The organism is Klenkia soli (genome assembly GCF_900103975.1).
GTDB classification, from domain to species: Bacteria; Actinomycetota; Actinomycetes; order Mycobacteriales; family Geodermatophilaceae; genus Klenkia; species Klenkia soli.
In genome coordinates, this window is record NZ_FNIR01000012.1 from 107839 (window position 1) to 126164 (window position 18326).

20 protein-coding genes are annotated in these 18326 nt (G+C 74.3%); 6 read left to right on the plus strand and 14 right to left on the minus strand.

Going from position 1 to position 18326, the window contains the following annotated elements; all coding sequences use genetic code 11:
• On the minus strand, positions 1–432 hold the full coding sequence (locus tag BLS67_RS18425) for an NfeD family protein (protein WP_091247900.1): 432 nt from the start codon (positions 430–432) through the stop codon (positions 1–3).
• A gap of 61 nt (positions 433–493) precedes the next feature.
• Between BLS67_RS18425 and BLS67_RS18430 the strand changes: the two genes are divergently transcribed.
• The gene (locus tag BLS67_RS18430) at positions 494–1249 is read left to right on the plus strand and encodes a hypothetical protein (protein ID WP_091247902.1); all 756 of its coding nucleotides are present in this window, start codon (positions 494–496) and stop codon (positions 1247–1249) included.
• Between the two features lie 82 nt (positions 1250–1331).
• On the opposite strand, the gene BLS67_RS18435 is transcribed toward BLS67_RS18430, so the two are convergent.
• From BLS67_RS18435 to fabG, 3 genes are read right to left on the minus strand one after another with little or no spacing between them, the layout of a single operon-like run.
• Complete coding sequence (locus BLS67_RS18435; protein ID WP_242654186.1) at positions 1332–2513, minus strand: ferrochelatase; 1182 nt, start codon at positions 2511–2513, stop codon at positions 1332–1334.
• Positions 2514–2520: 7 nt separating this feature from the next.
• Entirely contained in the window at positions 2521–3297 is a 777-nt protein-coding gene (gene fabI / locus BLS67_RS18440) for an enoyl-ACP reductase FabI (RefSeq protein WP_165617654.1), read from the minus strand.
• 2 nt (positions 3298–3299) lie between these two features.
• Positions 3300–4004, minus strand: a complete 705-nt coding sequence (gene fabG, locus BLS67_RS18445) for a beta-ketoacyl-ACP reductase (RefSeq protein ID WP_091247907.1) — start codon at positions 4002–4004, stop codon at positions 3300–3302.
• Positions 4005–4110: 106 nt separating this feature from the next.
• Here fabG and BLS67_RS18450 point away from each other — a divergent pair, with 106 nt between their 5' ends.
• Positions 4111–4404, plus strand: a complete 294-nt coding sequence (locus BLS67_RS18450) for a hypothetical protein (RefSeq protein ID WP_091247909.1) — start codon at positions 4111–4113, stop codon at positions 4402–4404.
• Here BLS67_RS18450 and BLS67_RS18455 read toward each other — a convergent pair.
• A complete protein-coding gene (locus tag BLS67_RS18455) occupies positions 4385–4735 on the minus strand; it encodes a hypothetical protein (protein ID WP_091247912.1) in 351 nt (116 codons plus the stop codon). The genes BLS67_RS18450 and BLS67_RS18455 overlap by 20 nt on opposite strands.
• Positions 4736–4898: 163 nt before the next feature.
• On the opposite strand from BLS67_RS18455, the gene BLS67_RS18460 reads away from it, so the two are divergent.
• On the plus strand, positions 4899–5195 hold the full coding sequence (locus tag BLS67_RS18460) for a YiaA/YiaB family inner membrane protein (RefSeq protein ID WP_207500718.1): 297 nt from the start codon (positions 4899–4901) through the stop codon (positions 5193–5195).
• Here the strand turns inward: BLS67_RS18460 and BLS67_RS18465 are convergent.
• Positions 5089–5670, minus strand: coding sequence for a VanZ family protein (locus tag BLS67_RS18465; RefSeq protein ID WP_165617655.1), 582 nt, complete (start codon positions 5668–5670; stop codon positions 5089–5091). The two genes, BLS67_RS18460 and BLS67_RS18465, sit on opposite strands and share 107 nt — an antisense overlap.
• Positions 5671–5805: 135 nt before the next feature.
• Here BLS67_RS18465 and BLS67_RS18470 point away from each other — a divergent pair, with 135 nt between their 5' ends.
• The gene (locus BLS67_RS18470) at positions 5806–6639 is read left to right on the plus strand and encodes a patatin-like phospholipase family protein (protein ID WP_091248127.1); all 834 of its coding nucleotides are present in this window, start codon (positions 5806–5808) and stop codon (positions 6637–6639) included.
• Here the strand turns inward: BLS67_RS18470 and BLS67_RS18475 are convergent.
• Positions 6608–8080: a flavin-containing monooxygenase gene (locus BLS67_RS18475; RefSeq protein ID WP_165617656.1), complete on the minus strand. Its 1473-nt coding sequence runs from the start codon at positions 8078–8080 to the stop codon at positions 6608–6610. The two genes, BLS67_RS18470 and BLS67_RS18475, sit on opposite strands and share 32 nt — an antisense overlap.
• An 89-nt stretch (positions 8081–8169) precedes the next feature.
• Here BLS67_RS18475 and BLS67_RS18480 point away from each other — a divergent pair, with 89 nt between their 5' ends.
• Positions 8170–8724 (plus strand): TetR/AcrR family transcriptional regulator, encoded by a 555-nt coding sequence (locus tag BLS67_RS18480; protein WP_165617657.1) that lies wholly within the window; start codon positions 8170–8172, stop codon positions 8722–8724.
• Positions 8725–8733: 9 nt separating this feature from the next.
• Here BLS67_RS18480 and BLS67_RS18485 read toward each other — a convergent pair whose 3' ends face one another.
• Entirely contained in the window at positions 8734–9954 is a 1221-nt protein-coding gene (locus BLS67_RS18485) for a 3-deoxy-7-phosphoheptulonate synthase (protein WP_207500720.1), read from the minus strand.
• A 38-nt stretch (positions 9955–9992) separates the two neighbouring features.
• Here BLS67_RS18485 and BLS67_RS18490 point away from each other — a divergent pair, with 38 nt between their 5' ends.
• Entirely contained in the window at positions 9993–10967 is a 975-nt protein-coding gene (locus BLS67_RS18490; RefSeq protein ID WP_091247925.1) for a quinone oxidoreductase family protein, read from the plus strand.
• Between the two features lie 33 nt (positions 10968–11000).
• Here the strand turns inward: BLS67_RS18490 and BLS67_RS18495 are convergent, their stop codons facing one another.
• From BLS67_RS18495 to BLS67_RS18520, 6 genes are all read right to left on the minus strand, one after another.
• Positions 11001–11957 carry a VWA domain-containing protein gene (locus BLS67_RS18495; RefSeq protein WP_091247927.1) on the minus strand — a complete coding sequence of 319 codons (957 nt, stop codon included), beginning with the start codon at positions 11955–11957 and terminating at the stop codon, positions 11001–11003.
• Entirely contained in the window at positions 11954–12883 is a 930-nt protein-coding gene (locus tag BLS67_RS18500; RefSeq protein ID WP_091247929.1) for a DUF58 domain-containing protein, read from the minus strand. The genes BLS67_RS18495 and BLS67_RS18500 overlap by 4 nt, the downstream gene beginning before the upstream one ends.
• The gene (locus BLS67_RS18505; RefSeq protein ID WP_242654187.1) at positions 12880–14022 is read right to left on the minus strand and encodes an AAA family ATPase; all 1143 of its coding nucleotides are present in this window, start codon (positions 14020–14022) and stop codon (positions 12880–12882) included. The genes BLS67_RS18500 and BLS67_RS18505 overlap by 4 nt, the downstream gene beginning before the upstream one ends.
• Positions 14023–14246: 224 nt before the next feature.
• The gene (locus BLS67_RS18510) at positions 14247–15572 is read right to left on the minus strand and encodes a C40 family peptidase (RefSeq protein WP_242654188.1); all 1326 of its coding nucleotides are present in this window, start codon (positions 15570–15572) and stop codon (positions 14247–14249) included.
• Between the two features lie 167 nt (positions 15573–15739).
• A complete protein-coding gene (locus BLS67_RS18515; protein ID WP_091247932.1) occupies positions 15740–17275 on the minus strand; it encodes an AMP-binding protein in 1536 nt (511 codons plus the stop codon).
• A 31-nt stretch (positions 17276–17306) separates the two neighbouring features.
• On the minus strand, positions 17307–18293 hold the full coding sequence (locus tag BLS67_RS18520) for a phosphatase PAP2 family protein (RefSeq protein WP_091247934.1): 987 nt from the start codon (positions 18291–18293) through the stop codon (positions 17307–17309).
• Between the last annotated feature and the right edge of the window lie 33 nt (positions 18294–18326).

Genomic DNA, 18326 nt, shown 5'->3' on the forward strand with positions numbered 1-18326 from the left:
TCAGGCGTGCGACACGTAGGCGATCGGGCCCTCGATCTGCACGATGCGCACCGTCTGGCCGACCTCGTAGGTCTCGCCGTCGATCTGGGTGCGGGCCGACCACTCGTCGTGGCCCATGCGCACCTGACCCGACTGCCCGGTCACCCGCTCGCTCACCTCGGCGGTGCGCCCCACGTAGACCTCGACCCCGTCGATCTGCTCCGGGGTGCGCTCGGTCAGGTGCCGCTTGGCCACCGGACGCACGAGCAGCAGCAGGCCCAGGGAGACCACGACGAACGCCAGCAGCTGGAACGCCACCGCCCCGCCCAGCAGGGCCACCGCCATCCCGCCCAGCGCACCGCCGGCGAACATGAGGAGCACGAGGTCCAGGCTGGCGACCTCACCGGCGGTGAACAGACCCGCGGCGATCAACCAGAGCAGCCAGGCGGTCATGACCCGAGTCTGGCAGAGGTGGTCGCCGGTGACGCGCCGTCGCGCGCATACCCTCGACCGGGTGCCCGACCTCAGGACCCGCCGAGCCGCGGGCGACCCCGCCGGCCGCCTCGCCGCCTGGGCCACCGCCTGGCTGGGTGGACGCGCCCCCTACGACGACGCGCTGGAGGCGGTGACCGGCGACCGCGCCCACGTGGTCGGTGGCCTGCCCGACGGCGCGCAGCCGCTCGGCGGGGTGCTGACCTCGCTGCGCGGACGGGGCGAACGCCGGCTGCGGCTGGTGCTGCCGGTGCCCGGCGACGTCCACGGGCTGCCCCCGCTGCCCGGCCTGGCCGCCGCGGCGGTCGAGGCCGGCCAGGTGGTGGTCGGGGACACCCTGGTCCTGCTGCCGGAGTCGGCGACCTCCGAGGCGGTGCTGTGGACGGCGGTCGAGGTACCGCCGGGGGTGCTGGCCCCGCCGCCGGTCGAGGGCACGCTCCGGTCGCTGTCGGGCCGGCTGGACCTCGCCGTGGGCGACGCCGCCCGCACCCTGGCCGCCCTGGACCTGGCCCGTTGGCACCCCGAGGTCCCCGCCCTGCTGGCCGGGCTCGCCGGCCGCGCCGAGGACCCGGGCCTGCCCCCGGACACCGACCCGGTCGCCGTCTCGGTCCTGACCCGGGCCCGCCGGCTGGCCACCGTGCTCGACCTGGCCCTCGCCGACGCCCCGGGTGCGGCGGTCACGGTCGGCCAGATGGCCGCCCGGGAGCAGGCCCTGCGCCCGCTCGCCGACGCCGTCCGCGAAGCCACCACGGCCGTCTGGAACTGGCTCCCCCGCTAGCCGCTTCTCCCGCAGTTGATCATCGCCATCGACAGGTGGGACACGCTGGCGTCCGGGGTGTCCCACCTGCAACTGGCGATGATCAACTCGCGGGGACTGACCCCGGGCGGCCGGCGGGGCGTTCCACGAAGCAGCAGTTCGCGGGGCAGTTGGTGCCCAGTCTCGGCTCGCCGCCGGCGCGGCGTTCGGCGAGGAGGTCCACCAGGCTGCGCACGAAGGCCGGGTGGGTGCCCGCCGTGCCCGCGCGGGCGAAGGCCAGGCCCAGCTCGCCGGCGGTCTCCTCGGCCTCGTTGTCGAGGTCCCAGATCACCTCGAGGTGGTCGGAGATGAAGCCCACCGGGAACACCACGACCGCCTGCTCGCCGGCCTCGGCCACCGTGCGCAGGTGGTCGTTGACGTCGGGCTCCAGCCACGGGACGGACGGCGGGCCGGACCGCGACTGCCACACGAGGTCGAACGACCGGCCCGGCGCGACCCGGTCCACCACGAGCCGGGCGGCGGCCTCGAGCTCGCGCTCGTAGGTGTGGCCCTGCGGCCCGGCGACGGCGGCCATCGCGTTCGGGATGCTGTGCGCGGTGGCGACCAGCCGGGCGCCGTCGCGCAGCTCGGCGGGCAGCTCGGCCAGCGCTGCGGCCAGGGCGTCGGCGTTGGCCTGCACGAAGCCCTCGGCGTCGAAGTAGTGCGGCAGCTTCTCCGCCGTCGGGCCGGTGGGGCCGTCGGGGTCGGACTCCAGCGCGACCCGGGCCCGGGCGACGTCCTCGTGGTACTGCCGGCAGCCGGAGAACGAGGCGTAGGCCGAGGTGGCCAGCACGTAGGCGTGCTCGACGCCGTCGGTGGCCATCTCGCGCCAGACGTCCTCGACGTAGGGCGCCCAGTTGCGGTTGCCCCAGTAGACCGGCAGGTCGACGCCGGCGCCGCGCAGCGCGGCGACCAGCGCCTTGTTCTGGTCGTTGATCGGGCTGACGCCGTCGAAGTGGTGGTAGTGCTCGGCGACCGACTCCAGCCGCTCACGCGGGATGCCACGACCCCGGGTGACGTTCTCCAGGAACGGCATCACCTGCTCGTGCCCCTCGGGGCCGCCGAACCCGAGCACCAGCAGCGCCTCGCGGCGTCCGGCCGGTGCCGGGGCGGCCCCGGGGACGACGCCGCCGTTGTTGCGGGCGGCGAGGGAGGGCTCCTGGTCGGGACGCTGGCCCTCGGGGGTGATGGACACCCCGTCGGGCAGCGGGTGGGCGGGCCGTGCGGGCAGGAGCTGTTCGGTCACCGCCCAGTCATACCCCGACGGCGTGGAACCCGCCGTCCACGTGCACGATCTCACCCGTCGTCGCCGGGAACCACTCGCTGAGCAGCGCCACGATGGCCTTGCCCGAGGGCTCGGTGTCGGTGACCGACCAGCCCAGCGGCGCCTTGCCCTCCCATGCCTCCTCGAACTGCGCGCTGCCCGGGATCGACTTCATGGCCATGGTGCGCAGGGGGCCGGCCGCGACCAGGTTCACCCGCACGCCCTCGGGGCCCAGCTCGCGGGCCAGGTAGCGGGAGGTGGACTCCAGGGCGGCCTTGGCCGCACCCATCCAGCCGTAGACCGGCCACGCGACCGTCGCGTCGAAGGTCAGCCCGACCACCGAGGCCTTGTCGGCGAACAGCGGTCGGCAGGCCTGGGTGAGCGAGGCCAGCGACCAGGTGGAGACCTGGAAGGCGGTGGCCGCGTGCTCCCAGGCGACCTCGGGGAACCCCTCGCCCATGGCCTCCTGCGGCGCGAACCCGATGGAGTGCACGACGCCGTCGAGCTTCGCGCCCTCGGGCAGCACCTCGCGGAGCCGGTCGGCCAGGGTGGCCAGGTGCTCGGTGTTCGTGACGTCGAGCTCGACGACGGCGGCCTCGTGCGGGAGCCGCTTGGCGATCCGCTGGCACAGGCTCAGCGCCCGCCCGAAGTTCGACAGGACGACGGTGGCGCCCTGCTCCTGCGCGATGCGGGCCGCCGAGAAGGCGATCGACGCCTCGGTCAGCACCCCGGCGATCAGGACCGTCTTGCCCTCGAGGATTCCCATGCTCAGTGCCCCATTCCCAGTCCGCCGTCCACCGGGACGACGGCCCCGGTGATGTACCCCGCCTGCTCGGACGCCAGGAAGCGCACGACGCTCGCGATCTCGTCGGCCTCGGCCAGCCGACCCAGCGGCACCTGCGCGAGGATCTCCTGCTGGCGCTTCTCCGGGAGCTCCGCGGTCATGTCGGTGCGCACGAAACCGGGCGCCACCACGTTCGCGGTGATGCCGCGCCCGCCGAGCTCGCGGGCGATCGACCGGGCCAACCCGACGAGCCCGGACTTCGAGGCGGCGTAGTTCACCTGGCCGGCCGAGCCGAGCAGCCCGACGACGCTCGAGACGAAGACCATGCGGCCGCTGCGGGCCCGCACCATCTTGGCGCTGGCCCGCTTGGCCACCCGGTAGGCGGCGGTGAGGTTGGCGTCGATGACGTCGGTGAAGGCGTCCTCGCCCATGCGCATCAGGAGACCGTCACGGGTGATGCCGGCGTTGCTGACCAGCACCTCGACCGGGCCCTGGTGCTCCTCGACCGCGGTGAAGGCGGCGTCGACGTCCTCGCTCGAGGTCACGTCGCACTGCACGCCGAACAGCCCCTCGGGCGCACCGCTGCCCCGGTGGGTGACCGCCACGGAGTCGCCCTGCTCGGCGAACGACCGGGCGATCGCCAACCCGATCCCCCGGTTGCCGCCGGTCACCAGCACCGATCTGCCCACTGCCACTCCCGCGCTCGTCCGCCGTCCGTCGCGAGAAACCTAGCGGTGCCCACCGACGTCGTCGGGGCCGCCCGGGCTACCCGCCGGTAGGGCGCACACTCGGGACATGGGTCTGGCCGGCGCGCGCGGGGTGGTCCGGCTGGTGAACACCTCCGGCCGGGGAGTGCTGTGCCTGGCCGGCGACGTCACCGAGCAGGTGGTCGCGGAGTTCCACACCGACCACGGCCGCGAACCGCACCCGGTGGACGCCGTCGACGCCGGCTCGGTGACCGCGCCGTCACCGGCTGCGCTGGACCTCGTGCTGGACCACCTGGACGCCGCGGCCCGGCAGGGGCGGGTCATCACCGTCCGCCGCTCCCCCGCCGTCGTCCGGCTGCTGGCTACCGCTCGTCGTACCTGAGGGCGGCCAGGCACAGCGCGCCCCAGACCACCCCGACGCCGACCGCCTTGCCGCGGCTGTCGCGGCCGCGCAGCCCGATGCCCATGACGAGGGCGTCGCCCCAGTCGCTGGCCACCCGGGCACCGACCACGGCGCGGCGGACCGGCCCGGCCGGTGCCAGCACCATCGCCAGGCCGACGGCGGCGTCGCGAACCCCGACCATCCGCGTGAGCAGGGGGTGGTCCTGGCCGCGGCCCATGCCGCCGGGCTTCAGCATCAGGTCGGGCTTGACGAGGATCGCGGCCGAGTAGGCCACGGTGGCCGCCCCGGTGAGCGTGGTCAGAGCAGGCACGGAGTGGTCTCCCGGGGGTCGACGGCGTTGCCCCCTACCCAACACGACCGGCGGGCAGTACGCGCCCCGAGTCGGGTAGCACTACGGAGTGCCGGGCGACCGCGACCGGGCACCGTCGTCCTCGGCGGACGCACCGGGCGTCCGGGCACCGAGGAGGACCACCGTGAACAGCACGAACCCGATGAAGAACAAGAACACCGCCGCCTTCTTCGCCCAGGCCGCGATCGCCTTCGGCGTCAGCGCCGTCGGCATGATGATCGGGATCGCCTACCTGCCCATCGACATCTGGCAGCGGCTGTTCCTCGGCATGACCGGGCTGTTCGTCATCACGTCGTCGTTCACGCTCGCGAAGGTCATCCGCGACGCGCAGGAGGGCTCGACGGTGCTGTCCCGCCTGGACGAGGCGCGCCTGGAGCGCCTGCTCGCCGAGCACGACCCCTACCGCCAGCCCCAGATGTGACGACCCGGCGGTGCAGCAGCAGGGCGCAGCAGCCCAGGGCCACGCCGAGCCCGGCGCCCAGGGTGTTGCACAGCCAGTCGGTGGTGTCGCAGGCCCGGCCGAGGTCGACGGCGACGGCCTGCACCGCCTCGATGCCGACCGACAGCACGGTCGCGCCGACCAGCGTCGTCGCCGGCCTGCGCGAGGCCACGGTGACCAGCACCGCGGGGAGGGCGAACAGCAGCACGTTCGCCATCAGCTCGGGGGTGCCGAAGTCCGGCAGCGACCACTGCACCGTGCACCCGACGGCGGGTGACCGGCGACCCGTCGGGGCCATCGTGAGGACGGCGACCGGGACCGTCGAGAGCGCGGCTGCCCACCAGGCCCGACGCGGCTGGTCGGCCAGCCATGCCCCGACCGTCGGGCCGAGGAGCAGCAGCAGGGCCATGCCGACCGCGTTGGCCCACGGGTGGTCGAGCACCCAGTTCGTGATCACGACGGGGCCGGACGGTGGTGGGGACGCACGCATCGAGCATCTCCGGTCGGGTGCCCCGGCGGATCATCCTGAGGTACCGGATGCCTCCGCCGGACGGACCGCAGCCCCGGGCCGATCGTGCCGCAGACTGGGGTGGTGACCCGCGCCCTCGTCCTCGGTGGTGGTGGCGTCGCCGGCGTCGCCTGGGAGACCGGCCTGCTCCTGGGCCTGGCCGAGGCCGGTGGCGAGCTGGCCGCCGACGTCGTCGTCGGCACCTCCGCGGGTGCCACGACCGCCGCCCAGCTGACCTCCGGCGTCGGCCTGCCCGAGCTGCACCGCCGGCAGAGCGACCCGGCTGCCCAGGTCGCCGAGCTGGTGCCGACGGTGTCGCTGATGGCCCTGCTCGACGAGATCACCGCCCGCACCGACGGCCTGGTCGACCCGGCCGACCGTCGTCGGGCGATCGGGGCGCTGGCCCTGGCCGCCGACACCCCGAGCCCCGCGGCCCGGCGCGCCGTGATCGCCGCGCGGCTGGCCGGGGCCGGGTGGCCGGCCGACGACCTGCGGATCACCGCGGTGGACGCCGTCTCCGGCGACGTGCGGGTGTTCACCGCCGCCGACGGCGTGGACCTGGTCGACGCGGTGGCCGCCAGCTGCGCGGTGCCCGGCATCTGGTCACCGGTGGAGATCGAGGGCCGCCGCTACGTCGACGGCGGCGCGGCCTCGACCAACCACGCCGACCTGGCCGCCGGGGCGACAGCCGTGCTGGTGCTGTCGCCCATGCAGCCCGACCGCGCCCCCGAGCTGGCCGACGAGGTCGCCCGGCTGCGGGACACCGGGGCGGACGTCGAGGTGGTGCACCCCGACGAGGCCTCCGTCGTCGCGATCGGCCCGGACCCGCTGGACCCCGCCGTCCGGACCGCGAGCGCGCAGGCCGGACGTCGGCAGGCCGCCGGGCTCAGCCTGCGCTGGACCCGGCCCGGGCGCTGACCACGAAGTCCTCCGGCACCGGGGTGGCCATGTCCGCGGCGAGCTCGTCGAGCAGCACCGGGTTGACCAGCGGCACGCCGTCCTCGTCCAGGTACCAGCTGGTGCAGCCGCCGGTCCCCCACACCGTCTGCGACGCCCGCTGGCGGATCTCCGCCAGCAGCTCGGCGCTGCGGTCGGGGTCCGGGGCCAGCGCGACGTCCTCGGCGAGCACCCGGTCGACCAGCTGCAGCACGTAGTCCACGTGGGTCTCGATGATGCCCAGCACCGAGGAGCTGCCGCCGGGTGAGAACGGGCCGTTGATCAGGAAGAAGTCCGGCATGTGCGGGATCGCGACGGACTTGTAGTTCATCGGGACGTCGGCCCAGACGTCGTCGAGGGTGACGCCGTCCTCGCCGGTGACGGTCATCGGGCGCACGTAGGCGTCGGCGTGGAAGCCGGTGGCCAGCACCAGCACGTCGAGCTCGTGCAGCTCGCCGTCCGTCGTCCGGAGCCCGCCGGCCTCGACCTGCTGGATCCCGGTGGTGACGACGTCGACGTTCGGCTGCTGCACGGCGTCGTAGAAGGTGCCCGAGATGACCAGCCGCTTGCAGCCGATCTCGTAGTCCGGCGTGAGCTTGGCCCGCAGCTCGGGGTCGCGGACGGTGCCCAGGGCGTCCCGCACGGTCTGGTTGCGGGCCTCGACGGCGGCCGGGTCGCCCTTCGCGGCGCGGCCGATGAAGTCGATCTGCTCCTTGAGCGACCAGTAGTAGCGGGTGCCGTACCGCTTCGACAGGTGCAGCAGCGCCTTGCGCCACAGCGGGATCGGGGTGTTGTCCATCGGCCACACCCACTGCGCGGTGCGCTGGAAGAGGGTCAGCCGGTCGACCTGCCCCACGACCGCCGCGGTGATCTGGGTGGCCGAGCTGCCGGTGCCGATCAGCCCGACCCGCTTCCCCGCGATGTCGAGGTCGGCGGGCCAGCGGGCCGAGTGGAAGACCGGGCCGGCGAAGTCGTCGAGGCCGGCGATGTCGGGGTACCGGGGCTGGTGCAGCCGACCCACCGCGCTGATCACGACGTCGGCGTCCAGCTGGTCGCCCGCGGTGGTGGTCAGGTGCCAGGTGCCCGCGTCGTACCGGGCGTCGGCGACCTCGGTGCGGTAGCGCACGTGCGGCAGCACGCCGTGCTCCTCGGCGACACCGTGGAAGTAGGCCCACAGGTCGGGGGCGGTGGCGAAACGGTGCGTCCAGGAGGCGTTGGGCGCGAACGAGTAGCTGTACAGGTGCGCCGGGACGTCGCAGGCCGCGCCCGGGTAGCGGTTGTCCCGCCAGGTGCCGCCGAGGGTGTCGGCCTTCTCCAGCACGACGAAGTCGGTGATCCCCCGCTCGCGCAGCTTGATCGCGGTGAGGATGCCGGCGACGCCGGACCCGATGACGACGACGCGGTGGCGGCTGGGGCTGGGCATGGGACCTGCTCTCGTCGGTGAGACCCGGATGGAGGATGAACTCCCGTTCACCTTTGACAACAGCATGAACGATGGTTCATGTTCCCGTGGTGCGTGCCGACCGGATCCGCAACCGCGGCGCGATCGTGGCCGCCGCCCGCGAGCTGCTGGGTGACCCCGGTTCCGAGCTGACGATGGACGGCATCGCCGTCCGGGCCGGGGTCGCCGTCGGCACGCTCTACCGGCACTTCCCCACCAAGACCGACCTGGTGCAGGCCGTGCTGGCCGAGACCGTCACCGAGCTCGCCGACCTGGCCGAGGCCGCCCGGGACCGGGTGCGGGACGGCGCCGACCCGTGGCAGCAGCTGGTCGACTTCTTCGTGACGATCGCGCAGGGGCCCAGTGCGAGCCGGACCGTGGCCGAGGCCGCCCGGGCGCTCGGCGTCGCCGACGACGACACCGGGCCCGTCGACCCGGCCGCGGACCGGGCCGTGCGGGCCCTGGCGGAGACGCTGGCGGCGTCCCGGGACGCCGGTCTGGTGCGACCCGACGTGGACCTGGCCGACCTGTTCCTGGTGATGGTGCAGGCCCCCGACCGGCACCGGCCGGCCGAGCGGGACCGCTACATGCAGCTGGTGGCGCAGGGGCTCCGACTGGGCCGATGACCGTCCACGTCAGCCGGCCCGGCGGGCGCGGACGGCAGCCGCCAGGTCGGCGAGGAGCTGCTCGGTGGTGGGCAGGTCGACGCAGGCGTCGGTGACGCTCTGCCCGTAGGTCAGCGAGCCCGGGGCGGTGCGGTCGAGGTCCTGCCGACCGGCGACCAGGTTGCTCTCGACCATCACCCCGCGGATCCCCTGCTCGCCGCCGGCGATCTGCCCGGCGAGGTCGCGGACGACCTGGACCTGCCGCACGTGGTCCTTCTGGCTGTTGCCGTGGGAGGCGTCGACCACCAGCACCTCGGGCAGCCCGCGGGCGGCCAGCCGGCGCTTGGTGTCCGCGACGTGCTCGGCCGAGTAGTTCGGACCGGCGGCGTCCCCCCGGAGGATGACGTGGCCGGTGTCGTTCCCCGTCGTCCCCAGCTGGGCGGAGACCCCGTGCCGGTCGACGCCGAGGAAGTCGTGCCCCGAGCGGGCCGAGATGACCGCCGACACGGCGACGTCGACGCTGCCCTCCGGGGAGTTCTTGAACCCGATGACGGAGGAGAACCCGGAGACCCGCTCGCGCGCGGTCTGGTCGGTGACGTTGCGGGCGCCGACCCCGTTGTAGGTGACCAGGCCGTCGACGTACTGCGGGGTCAGGGCGTTCAGCGGCTCGGCGGCGACCGGGACGCCCAGCGCGGTGATCTCGGCCATCAGCATGCGGGTGGCGACCAGGCCGACGCTGATCCGGCTGGACCCGTCCAGGAACGGGTCGTAGGCGAAGCCCTTCCAGTCCACCTCGGTGCGCGGCTTCTCGGTGTAGGTCCGCATGACGATCTCGAGGTCGGCGCCGTGCCGCTCGCGCATCGCGGCCAGGAACGCCGCGTACTCCAGCGCCGCCACCGGGTCGTGGATCGAGCAGGGCCCCGCGATGACGGCCAGCCGGTCGTCGTCCCCGCGGACGACGGCACCCACCGCGCGGCGCCCGGCGCGGGTGGTGGCCGCCGACGCCGCCGTCAGCGGGACCAGCGCGGCCACCGCGGCCGGGGTGACGACGGCGCTGGCGCCGGTGATCCGCTGGTCGACCAGGTCCCCGGGGTCGACGGCACCGTCCGGCTCGACGCCCAGCAGCGCCTGCACACCGGGGAGCAGCTGCGCGTGGGTGGCGTCGACCTGCTCGTTGACCCGCTGCTGGACCTCCAGCAGGGCGTCGGCGATGCGGGTCGCGGTGGGCAGGAGGTCGGCGGGGGCAGGCACGAGCGGGCACGCTACCGGCGGGCCCTAGCCTCGGGCGCATGCGTGCCGTGCAGATCACCCGCTTCGGCGGCCCCGAGGTCCTCGACGTCGTCGACCTCCCCGACCCGACGCCCGGCGAGGGCCAGCAGCTCTACCGGGTGAGCGCGGCGGGGGTGAACTACGCCGACACCCACCAGGTCGAGGACTCCTACCTGGCGAAGCAGCAGCTCCCGCTGGTCCCGGGCGCCGAGTTCGTGGGGCGGCCTGCGGGCGGTGGCGACCGCGTCGTCGGGCTGCTGCTGGGCGGTGGGGGCTACGCGGACACCGTCGTCCACGATCCCCGGACGACCTGGGCCCTGCCGGAGGGCGTGACCGACGAGCAGGCCCTCGCGCTCGTGCTGCAGGGCACCACCGCGTGGCACCTGCTGCGCACCTCCACCCACCTGGCGGCCGGCGAGTCCGTGGTCGTGATGGCCGGCGCGGGTGGGGTGGGCACGCTGGCCATCCAGCTCGCGAAGCGGTGGGGTGCCGCCCGGGTGATCGCCACCGCGTCCTCCCCGGAGAAGCGTGAACTCGCCGAGGAGCTGGGGGCCGACGCCACCGTCGACCCGGCCCTGGCCGACGACGACCCGAAGGCGTTCACCGCCGCCCTGCGCGAGGCCAACGGCGGCGCGCGGGTCGACGTCGTCCTGGAGATGACCGGCGGCACCGTGTTCGACGGCGCGCTGTCGGCGCTGGCCCCGTTCGGGCGGATCGCCGCCTACGGCATGGCCTCCCGGCAGGCCGCCTCGGCCGTGGCCCCGGCGTCCCTCATGGGCACCAGCCGGGCCGTCGTCGGGTTCTGGCTGGCGCACTGCACCGCCCGGCCGGAGATGCTGGACGAGGCGATGACCGACCTGCTCTCGCTCACCGCGGCCGGCGACCTGCGCCCGGTCATCGGCGGCCGGTACCCGATGACCGCCGTCCGCGAGGCCCACCAGGACCTCCGCTCGCGCCGCAGCACCGGCAAGCTGGTCCTGGACCCCGCCCGCTGACGTCCTCCGTGCACCCCCTGATCGACGCTGGACCTACAACAACCTGTTGGTCCAGAGCAGGGACAGGACGACGCCGAGGAAGGCGAACAGGATGCCGCCGCGCACGAACCACGGGCTGATGTCCTGCGGCTCGGTGGTGTACCCGATCTGGCTGCCCAGGTCGGCGTACACCTGCTCCAGCTCGGACGCGCTGGCCGCCTCGGAGTAGCTGCCGCCGGTCTCGTCGGCGATCTGCTCCAGGGTGGCGCGGTCGACCGGCACCGGCTGGGACTGGCCCTCGATCTCGACCGTGCCGAAGTCGGTGCCGAACGCGATGGTCGACACCGGCACCTCGGCGGCGTTGGCCGACGCGATCGCCTCGACCGGGTCGGCGCCGACCGTGCTGAAGCCGTCCGAGAGCAGCACGACCCGGGCCGGCGGTGCGGCCTCGCCGGCGTCCTGCAGCGTCGAGGTGAAGTTCTGCACGGCGGTCAGCGACGTCAGGATCGCGTCGCCGATCGCGGTCGCCTCGTCCAGCTGCAGGTTGTCGATGGCCACGCTGACCTGCTCGCGGTCGGTGGTCGGCGGCACCAGCGTGGTCGCCCGGCCGGAGAACGACACCAGACCGAGGTTGATCCGCGCCGGCAGGATGTCGACGAACTCCTTGGCGGCGGTCTTCATCGCCTCGAACCGGCTGGGTTCGACATCGGTGGCCTGCATCGACAGCGAGACGTCCAGCGCCAGCACCACCGTGGCCCGCTCCCGCGGCACGCGCACCTCGGTCGAGGGCTGGGCCAGCGACAGCACGAACGCACCGAGGCCGCCCACGACCAGCCCGAACGCCAGGTGCCGCCGCCACCCGGGGCGCTTGGGCACCAGGGCGCCCAGCAGCGCGACGTTGGTGAACCGGGCCGCGTACTTCTGCCGGCGTCGCTGGAGCAGCACGTAGAACACCGCCAGCGCGAGGACGGCGAGCAGGGCCAGCAGCCACCACGGGGCCTGGAAGGTCATCGCGACGCACCCCCGACCCCGGCGCGGCGGCGGTCGGCGACGAACCGGGCGACGTCGGACACCCAGTCGCGGTCGGTGCGCAGCTGCAGGTGGCCGGCCCCCAGGCGGCGCAGCGTGCGGGCGATCTGGGCGCGCTGGGCGGCGGCGCCGGCGGCGAACCGGCGACGTACCTCCTCGTTGCCCGTGGGCACCTCGAGGGTCTGACCGGTCTCGGGGTCGACGACGGTGAGCAGACCGACGTCGGCCAGCTCCAGCTCGCGGGGGTCGACGACCTCGACGGCCAGCACCTCGTGGCGCACGGACAACCCGCGCAGCGGCTGCTCCCAGTCCGGGTCGCCCAGGAAGTCCGACACCACGCAGACCAGGCCGCGGCGGCGGGGCGGACGGCGCAGCGACTCCAGCGCCGCAGCCAGGTCACCTCGGCGGCCACCCTGCGCCCGCGGGGTCTGCACGACCTGCCGCAGCATGCGGTCGGCGGCCAGCCGGCCGGGCAGCGCCGGGTAGCGGTCGACCCGCTCACCGGTGGTGACGACGGCGCCCAGCCGGTTGCCGTCCCGCACCGTCAGGTGGCCCACCGCGGCCAACCCGGCGATGGCCAGGTCGCGCTTCTCGCAGGCCGCCGTCCCGAAGTCGAGGGACGCCGACAGGTCCAGCACGACCCAGGTCTCGAGCTCGCGGTCGGCGATCGTCTCGCGCACGTGCGGGGTCTGGGTGCGGGCGGTGACGAACCAGTCCATGCGGCGGACGTCGTCGCCGGGGTGGTAGGTGCGCGAGTCGCCCGCCTCGGTGCCCGATCCCGGGACGAGGCCGAGGTGGTCACCCTGGAGCAGGCCGTCCAGCCGACGGCGCACGGTCAGCTCGAGACGGCGGAGCAGGACGGCGGCGTCACCGCCCTCGCCGAACCGGACGGGGTCGACGGAGGTCACGCGGGCTGCGGACCCTGCTGCTGCGGGCCACCCCACGGCCCCTGCGGACCCTGCGGCGCTTGGGGACCCTGGGGAACCTGCGGGCCGCCCGGCGCCGAGGGCCCGAATCCGCCGGCCCGCTGGCGGGGCGACACCTGGGGCAGTGGAACGCTCTGCACGATCCGCTTCACCACGTGGTCGGCGGGGACGCCGTCGGCCAGGGCGTCGTAGGAGAGCACCAGCCGGTGCCGCAGCACGTCGGCGGTGATGTCGAGGACGTCCTGCGGGAGCACGTAGTCCCGCCCGCGGACCAGGGCCAGCGCGCGGCTGGCCGACACCAGGCCGAGCGTGGCGCGCGGGCTGGCGCCGTAGGTGACCCAGCCGGCGACGTCGGCCATGCCGTGCTCGCGCGGGGAGCGGGTGGCCACGACCAGCCGGACGACGTAGTCGACGAGCGCGTGGTGGACGAACACCCCGGACGCGGTGCGCTGCAGGCGGCGGAGGTCGTCGATGCCCAGCACCGTCTCGGCGTGCGGCGGGTTCGCGCCCATGCGGTAGACGATCTCGCGCTCCTCCTCGGGCGTCGGGTAGTCGACCAGCACCTTCATGAGGAAGCGGTCCCGCTGGGCCTCGGGCAGCTGGTAGACGCCCTCGCTCTCGATGGGGTTCTGCGTGGCCAGCACGAGGAAGGGGTCGGGCAGCGGGTGGGTGACCCCGCCGATCGAGACCTGCCGCTCGGCCATGACCTCCAGCAGCGCCGACTGCACCTTGGCCGGCGCGCGGTTGATCTCGTCGGTGAGCACGAAGTTGGCGAACACCGGGCCGAGCTCGGTGTCGAAGGCGTCGTGCCCGGCCTTGTAGATGCGCGTGCCGATGATGTCGGCCGGCACGAGGTCGGGGGTGAACTGCAGGCGGGCGAACGACCCGCCCACCGCGGTGGCCAGCGTCTCGACCGCCAGGGTCTTCGCGACACCGGGCACGCCCTCGAGCAGCACGTGCCCGCGGGCCAGCAGACCGACGAGCATGCGCTCGACCAACCGGTCCTGGCCGACGATGACCCGCTTGACCTCGAACTGCACGCGCTCCAGCAGGGCGGCGTCGCTGGAGGGCGGCGTGTGCTGCTGGGCGGACGGGACGGGCGTGCTGGCAGCGCTGGTCACGGAGCTCCCTGGTCGAGACGGCCACTGCCCTCGCGGCACGGCCAGGGCCGTCGCGACCCCGGCACCAGTGTCCACCACCGCCGCAGAACGCGACGTCACCTGGTGTCCCACCTGCCCCATCTGCTGCTACCGTGATGATCGCGTCGGGCAGCTCCCCCCGTGGCTGCCCGACGCCCTGACGAACGAAGGCCCGGTACCGACAGGTACCGGGCCTTCGTCGTTCCTCAGGCGCTGGGGCGCACGGCCCCGAAGTAGTCGCCGCCGAAGCGGACCGAGCTGATCTTCACCCGCTGGCCGCGGTCGGGCGCCTCGATCATCTGGTTGCCACCGATGTACATGGCCACGTGGTAGATCGAGCTCGAGGCCGAGCCCGAGGCCCAGAACATCATGTCGCCGGGCTGCAGGTCAGCGGCGTCCACCTGCTTGTCGCTGTTGTTCGACCACTGGGCGCGGCTGGTGCCACCCACCCGGATCCCGGCCTGGGCATAGGCGTACTCCATCAGCCCGGAGCAGTCGAAGCCGACGAGCGCCTCGTCCGGGGAGATGCCCAGGGTCGGGCCGGAGGCGTTCCCCCCACCCCAGGAGTACAGGACCCCCAGCTGCGACCGGGCCGCGGCGATCGCGGTGGCCGCGGCCGACGCCGACGGCGCGCCGGCCGAACCGCCGGTCGGCGCCGGGGCCACCGGCGTCGTGGCACCACCCCCGGACGACGAGCTGGGTCGGCTGGACGACGAGCCGGTGGCCACCGGCGTCGACCGGGCCGGGACCGCCGCAGCGGCCGCAGCGGCGGCCGCGGCCTGCTGCCGGGCGACCTCGCGGGCCCCCTGCAGGCCGTAGAGGGTCTGCTGGGCGGCGGTGAGCTGGGCCTGCAGGTCCGCGGACTGGGCGGACAGCGTGTCGGCCTGGGCCCGGGCGGAGGACTCCTGCGCCTGCGCCGAGGCCAGCGACTGCTCGGCCTCGGCCTGCAGCGTCGTGGCGGTGGACAACGCTCCGGCGGCCTGGGTCTGGGCGTCCTCGGCCTGCCCCTGCAGCACCGTCAGCTGGTCGAGGACGTCCGACCGCCCGGCCCCGGCGGCCTCGAGCAGGGCGGCCCGCTCGACGAACTCGCTGGGGCTGCCGGAGGTGAGCAGGGAGGCGAAGCCCGGGTTCGTGGTGCCGCCCATGTAGCTGCTGCGGGCGAAGTCGTCGACGGCGGTCTGGCCCTGGTCCCGCGCGGCGTCGGCGGCGTCGGACGCCGCGACGGCGGCGTCGGAGTCGGCCTGGGCCTGCTGCGCGGCGGCCTGCTTGTCCTCGTAGTCCTGCAGGGCGATCTGGGCCTGCTGGTGGGCCGTGTCGGCCGAGGCCTGCGCGGCGGCCAGCTGCGCCGAGATGGACCCGACGGCGGCGGCGGCCTGGTCGCGGGCGGACTGCGCCCCGGCGATCTGGCTGTCGGTGGGGTTCGTGGGGGCGGCGGAGGCGGTGCCCGGCCCGATGCCGACGACCAGGGCGGCGGCTACCAGGAGCCCGCCCGACCGCAGGGCCAGACGACGCGGGTTCAACTGCTGACGCACGGTGCACGACCTCCATGTGCTGCCCGGAGCCGCCTCGTGGGCAGCTCCCGTGCAGCGCTCCTCGACCTGACGGGTGCACCACCTCGCAGCGGTGCCACGTCTCCCGTCGTCCAGGTCGTGGGAGGCCTTGACCGGGTCTCACCCAGGTGGGTGAGACCCGGTCCCGGTCAGTTGATCTGCCGCTCCTGCCCCTCCCAGTAGGTCTCGCGGAGCTTGAACTTCTGGATCTTGCCGGTCGCGGTGCGCGGGATGGCCTCGCGGAACTCGACCTTCTTGGGCAGCTTGTAGCCGGCCAGCCGGGTGCGGCAGTGCGCGATCAGGTCGGCCTCGGTCACGGTCTCGCCCTCGGCCAGGACGACCAGCGCGGTGACCATCTCGCCCCACTTCTCGTCGGGGACGCCGATGACGGCGACCTCCGCGACGGCGGGGTGGCTGAAGACGGCGTCCTCGACCTCGATCGAGGACACGTTCTCGCCGCCGGTGATGATCACGTCCTTCTTGCGGTCGGAGATCGTGAGGTATCCGCCCTCGTCGACCGTGCCGCCGTCACCGGTGTGGAACCAGCCGCCGTCCAGCGCCTCGCCGGTGGCCTCCGGGTTGTCCCAGTACCCGGCCAGCACGGTGTTGCCCTGCGCGAGCACCTCGCCGGACTCGCTCACCGCGATGCGGGTGCCCAGCGCCGGGACCCCGGCCCGCGACAGGTTCTTCGCCCGGTCGAGGGGGTCCAGGCCGTCGTCCTCGGCCCGCGAGCGGTTCACCGTGAGCAGCGGCGAGGTCTCGGTGAGGCCGTAGATCTGGTTGAACTCCCAGCCCAGCTCGGCCTCCACCCGGGCGATCGTGCGGGAGGGCGGCGGGGCGCCGGCGACCACGATGCGCATGCGGTCGCGGCCGGGCACGGGACCCTCGAGGTCCCCGGCCGCGTCCAGCACCGCGTTCCAGACCGCGGGCGCCCCGGCGGCGAAGGTCAGGCCGTGCTGGTCGACCCGGCGCAGGATCTCGGGGCCGTCGACCTTGCGCAGCGCCACCTGCTTCACGCCCAGGCCGGCGGCGGCGTAGAGCAGCCCCCACCCGTTGCAGTGGAACATCGGCAGCGTGTGCAGGTAGGCGTCGCGGTCGGACAGCTGCATGTGCAGCCCGAAGGTGACGGCGTTGATCCAGATGTTGCGGTGGGTGATCTGCACGCCCTTGGGGCGGGCCGTCGTCCCCGAGGTGTAGTTGATGGTGGCGGTGGCGTCCTCGTCGGGCTGCGCCCACTCCCGCGGGGCGGCGTCGAAGTCCAGCAGCTGCTCGTACTCCTCGCCCAGGACGAACCGGTGCGGGGCGCTCACCCCGGCCAACGCGGCGTCGACCTCGGGGTCGACCAGCAGCACCGAGGCGCCCGAGTGCTCGACGATGTAGCGCACCTCCTCGGCCGAGAGCCGGAAGTTGACCGGCACGCAGACCCGCCCGTGGGAGGGCACCGACAGCAGCATCTCCAGCAACCGGGCCGAGTTGTGGCTGACGACGGCGACCCGCTCGCCCTCGCCCACGCCCAGGGCGTCGAGACCGGCGGCCAGCGCCCGGCCGCGCCGGGCGATCTCGCGGTAGGTCACCTCGCCCAGCGACGGCGCGGGCTGGGTGGGCTCGTCGACGACGCCGATGCGGTCGCCGTAGACGAGCTCGGCGCGGTCGATGAAGTCGCGGGTGGTCAGGGGTACGCGCATGCCGGCTCCGGGAGGTCGGGGCCGACCCGGGTCAGCCGCGGAGAGTGGTCGCCGTCACGCTAGCGCCGGGGCCCGACACGCGGCGTCGCAGCCCACGCGCAACCCTCTCCAGCTGCGGCACCACGAGGCACATCCCGGCGGCGTAGACCGCCCCCAGCACGGTGTCGACGACGTAGTGCTCGCCCGACCAGACCAGCACGAGCGGCATGGCCAGCGCGTAGGCCACCAGCAGCACGCGCTGCCAGCGGTGGCGGACCAGCCGGACGGCGAACAGGCACAGCAGGACGGCGAAGGCGGTGTGCAGCGACGGCACCGCCGCGACCGGGTTCACCTGGCCCTGGCCGGCGTGCAGCAGCGCCTGGGCCCGCGGGAGCCCGAGCACCGCCCAGCCGTCGCCGCTGATCCGGTGCACCTCGCCGACCACGCCCTCGCGGGCCGCCAGCCACGGCGGTGCGGCGGGGTACAGCACGTAGGTGGCCAGCCCGGCCAGCGAGAGGGCGACCACCAGCCGGGCGTACCGGCCCCAGCGGGCCCGGTCGCGCATCCAGAGGACGGCGAGCACCAACGGCGTCACCACGAAGTGGGAGCTGTAGACCAGCGTCACCACCACCGCCAACCACCCCGGTGCGGTCAGGTGCGCCTGCAGCCAGACGGTGGGGACGGCGCCGAACACCGCGGCGTCGACCGCGGCGGGTTCGGTCACGTGCACCGGAGCGCCCAGCGTGTTGGCGATCCCCCGGCTGGCGTCGTAGAGCAGCAGCACCGCACCCAGCGGCACCCAGTCGGCCAGCAGCCGCACCCCCGACCGCCACCCGCGACCGACGCACCGGCAGGCCAGCCCGCTGAGCACCCACAGCAGGATGCTCAGCCGGTCGGTGGGCAGGCCGACCTCGACGCAGACCGCGAGGAACGCGGCCACGTGGGCCAGCGACAGGGCGGTGCGCACCCACCGCCCACGGTCGGTGGTCGTCGCGACCGGGGCGACGACCTCGGTCGCGGGCACCGCCGTCGTGGTCACGGCGAAGACCGTAGGGGTTCGCGGCCCGTTCGT

Excerpts from the sequence above, each read along its gene's own strand:
- BLS67_RS18425 (WP_091247900.1), bottom strand. The coding sequence starts at position 432 with ATGACCGCCTGGCTGCTCTGGTTGATCGCCGCGGGTCTGTTCACCGCC.
- fabI (WP_165617654.1), bottom strand. The coding sequence starts at position 3,297 with ATGGGAATCCTCGAGGGCAAGACGGTCCTGATCGCCGGGGTGCTGACC.
- BLS67_RS18450 (WP_091247909.1), top strand. The coding sequence starts at position 4,111 with ATGGGTCTGGCCGGCGCGCGCGGGGTGGTCCGGCTGGTGAACACCTCC.
- BLS67_RS18475 (WP_165617656.1), bottom strand. The coding sequence starts at position 8,080 with ATGCCCAGCCCCAGCCGCCACCGCGTCGTCGTCATCGGGTCCGGCGTC.
- BLS67_RS18490 (WP_091247925.1), top strand. The coding sequence starts at position 9,993 with ATGCGTGCCGTGCAGATCACCCGCTTCGGCGGCCCCGAGGTCCTCGAC.
- BLS67_RS18495 (WP_091247927.1), bottom strand. The coding sequence starts at position 11,957 with ATGACCTTCCAGGCCCCGTGGTGGCTGCTGGCCCTGCTCGCCGTCCTC.
- BLS67_RS18515 (WP_091247932.1), bottom strand. The coding sequence starts at position 17,275 with ATGCGCGTACCCCTGACCACCCGCGACTTCATCGACCGCGCCGAGCTC.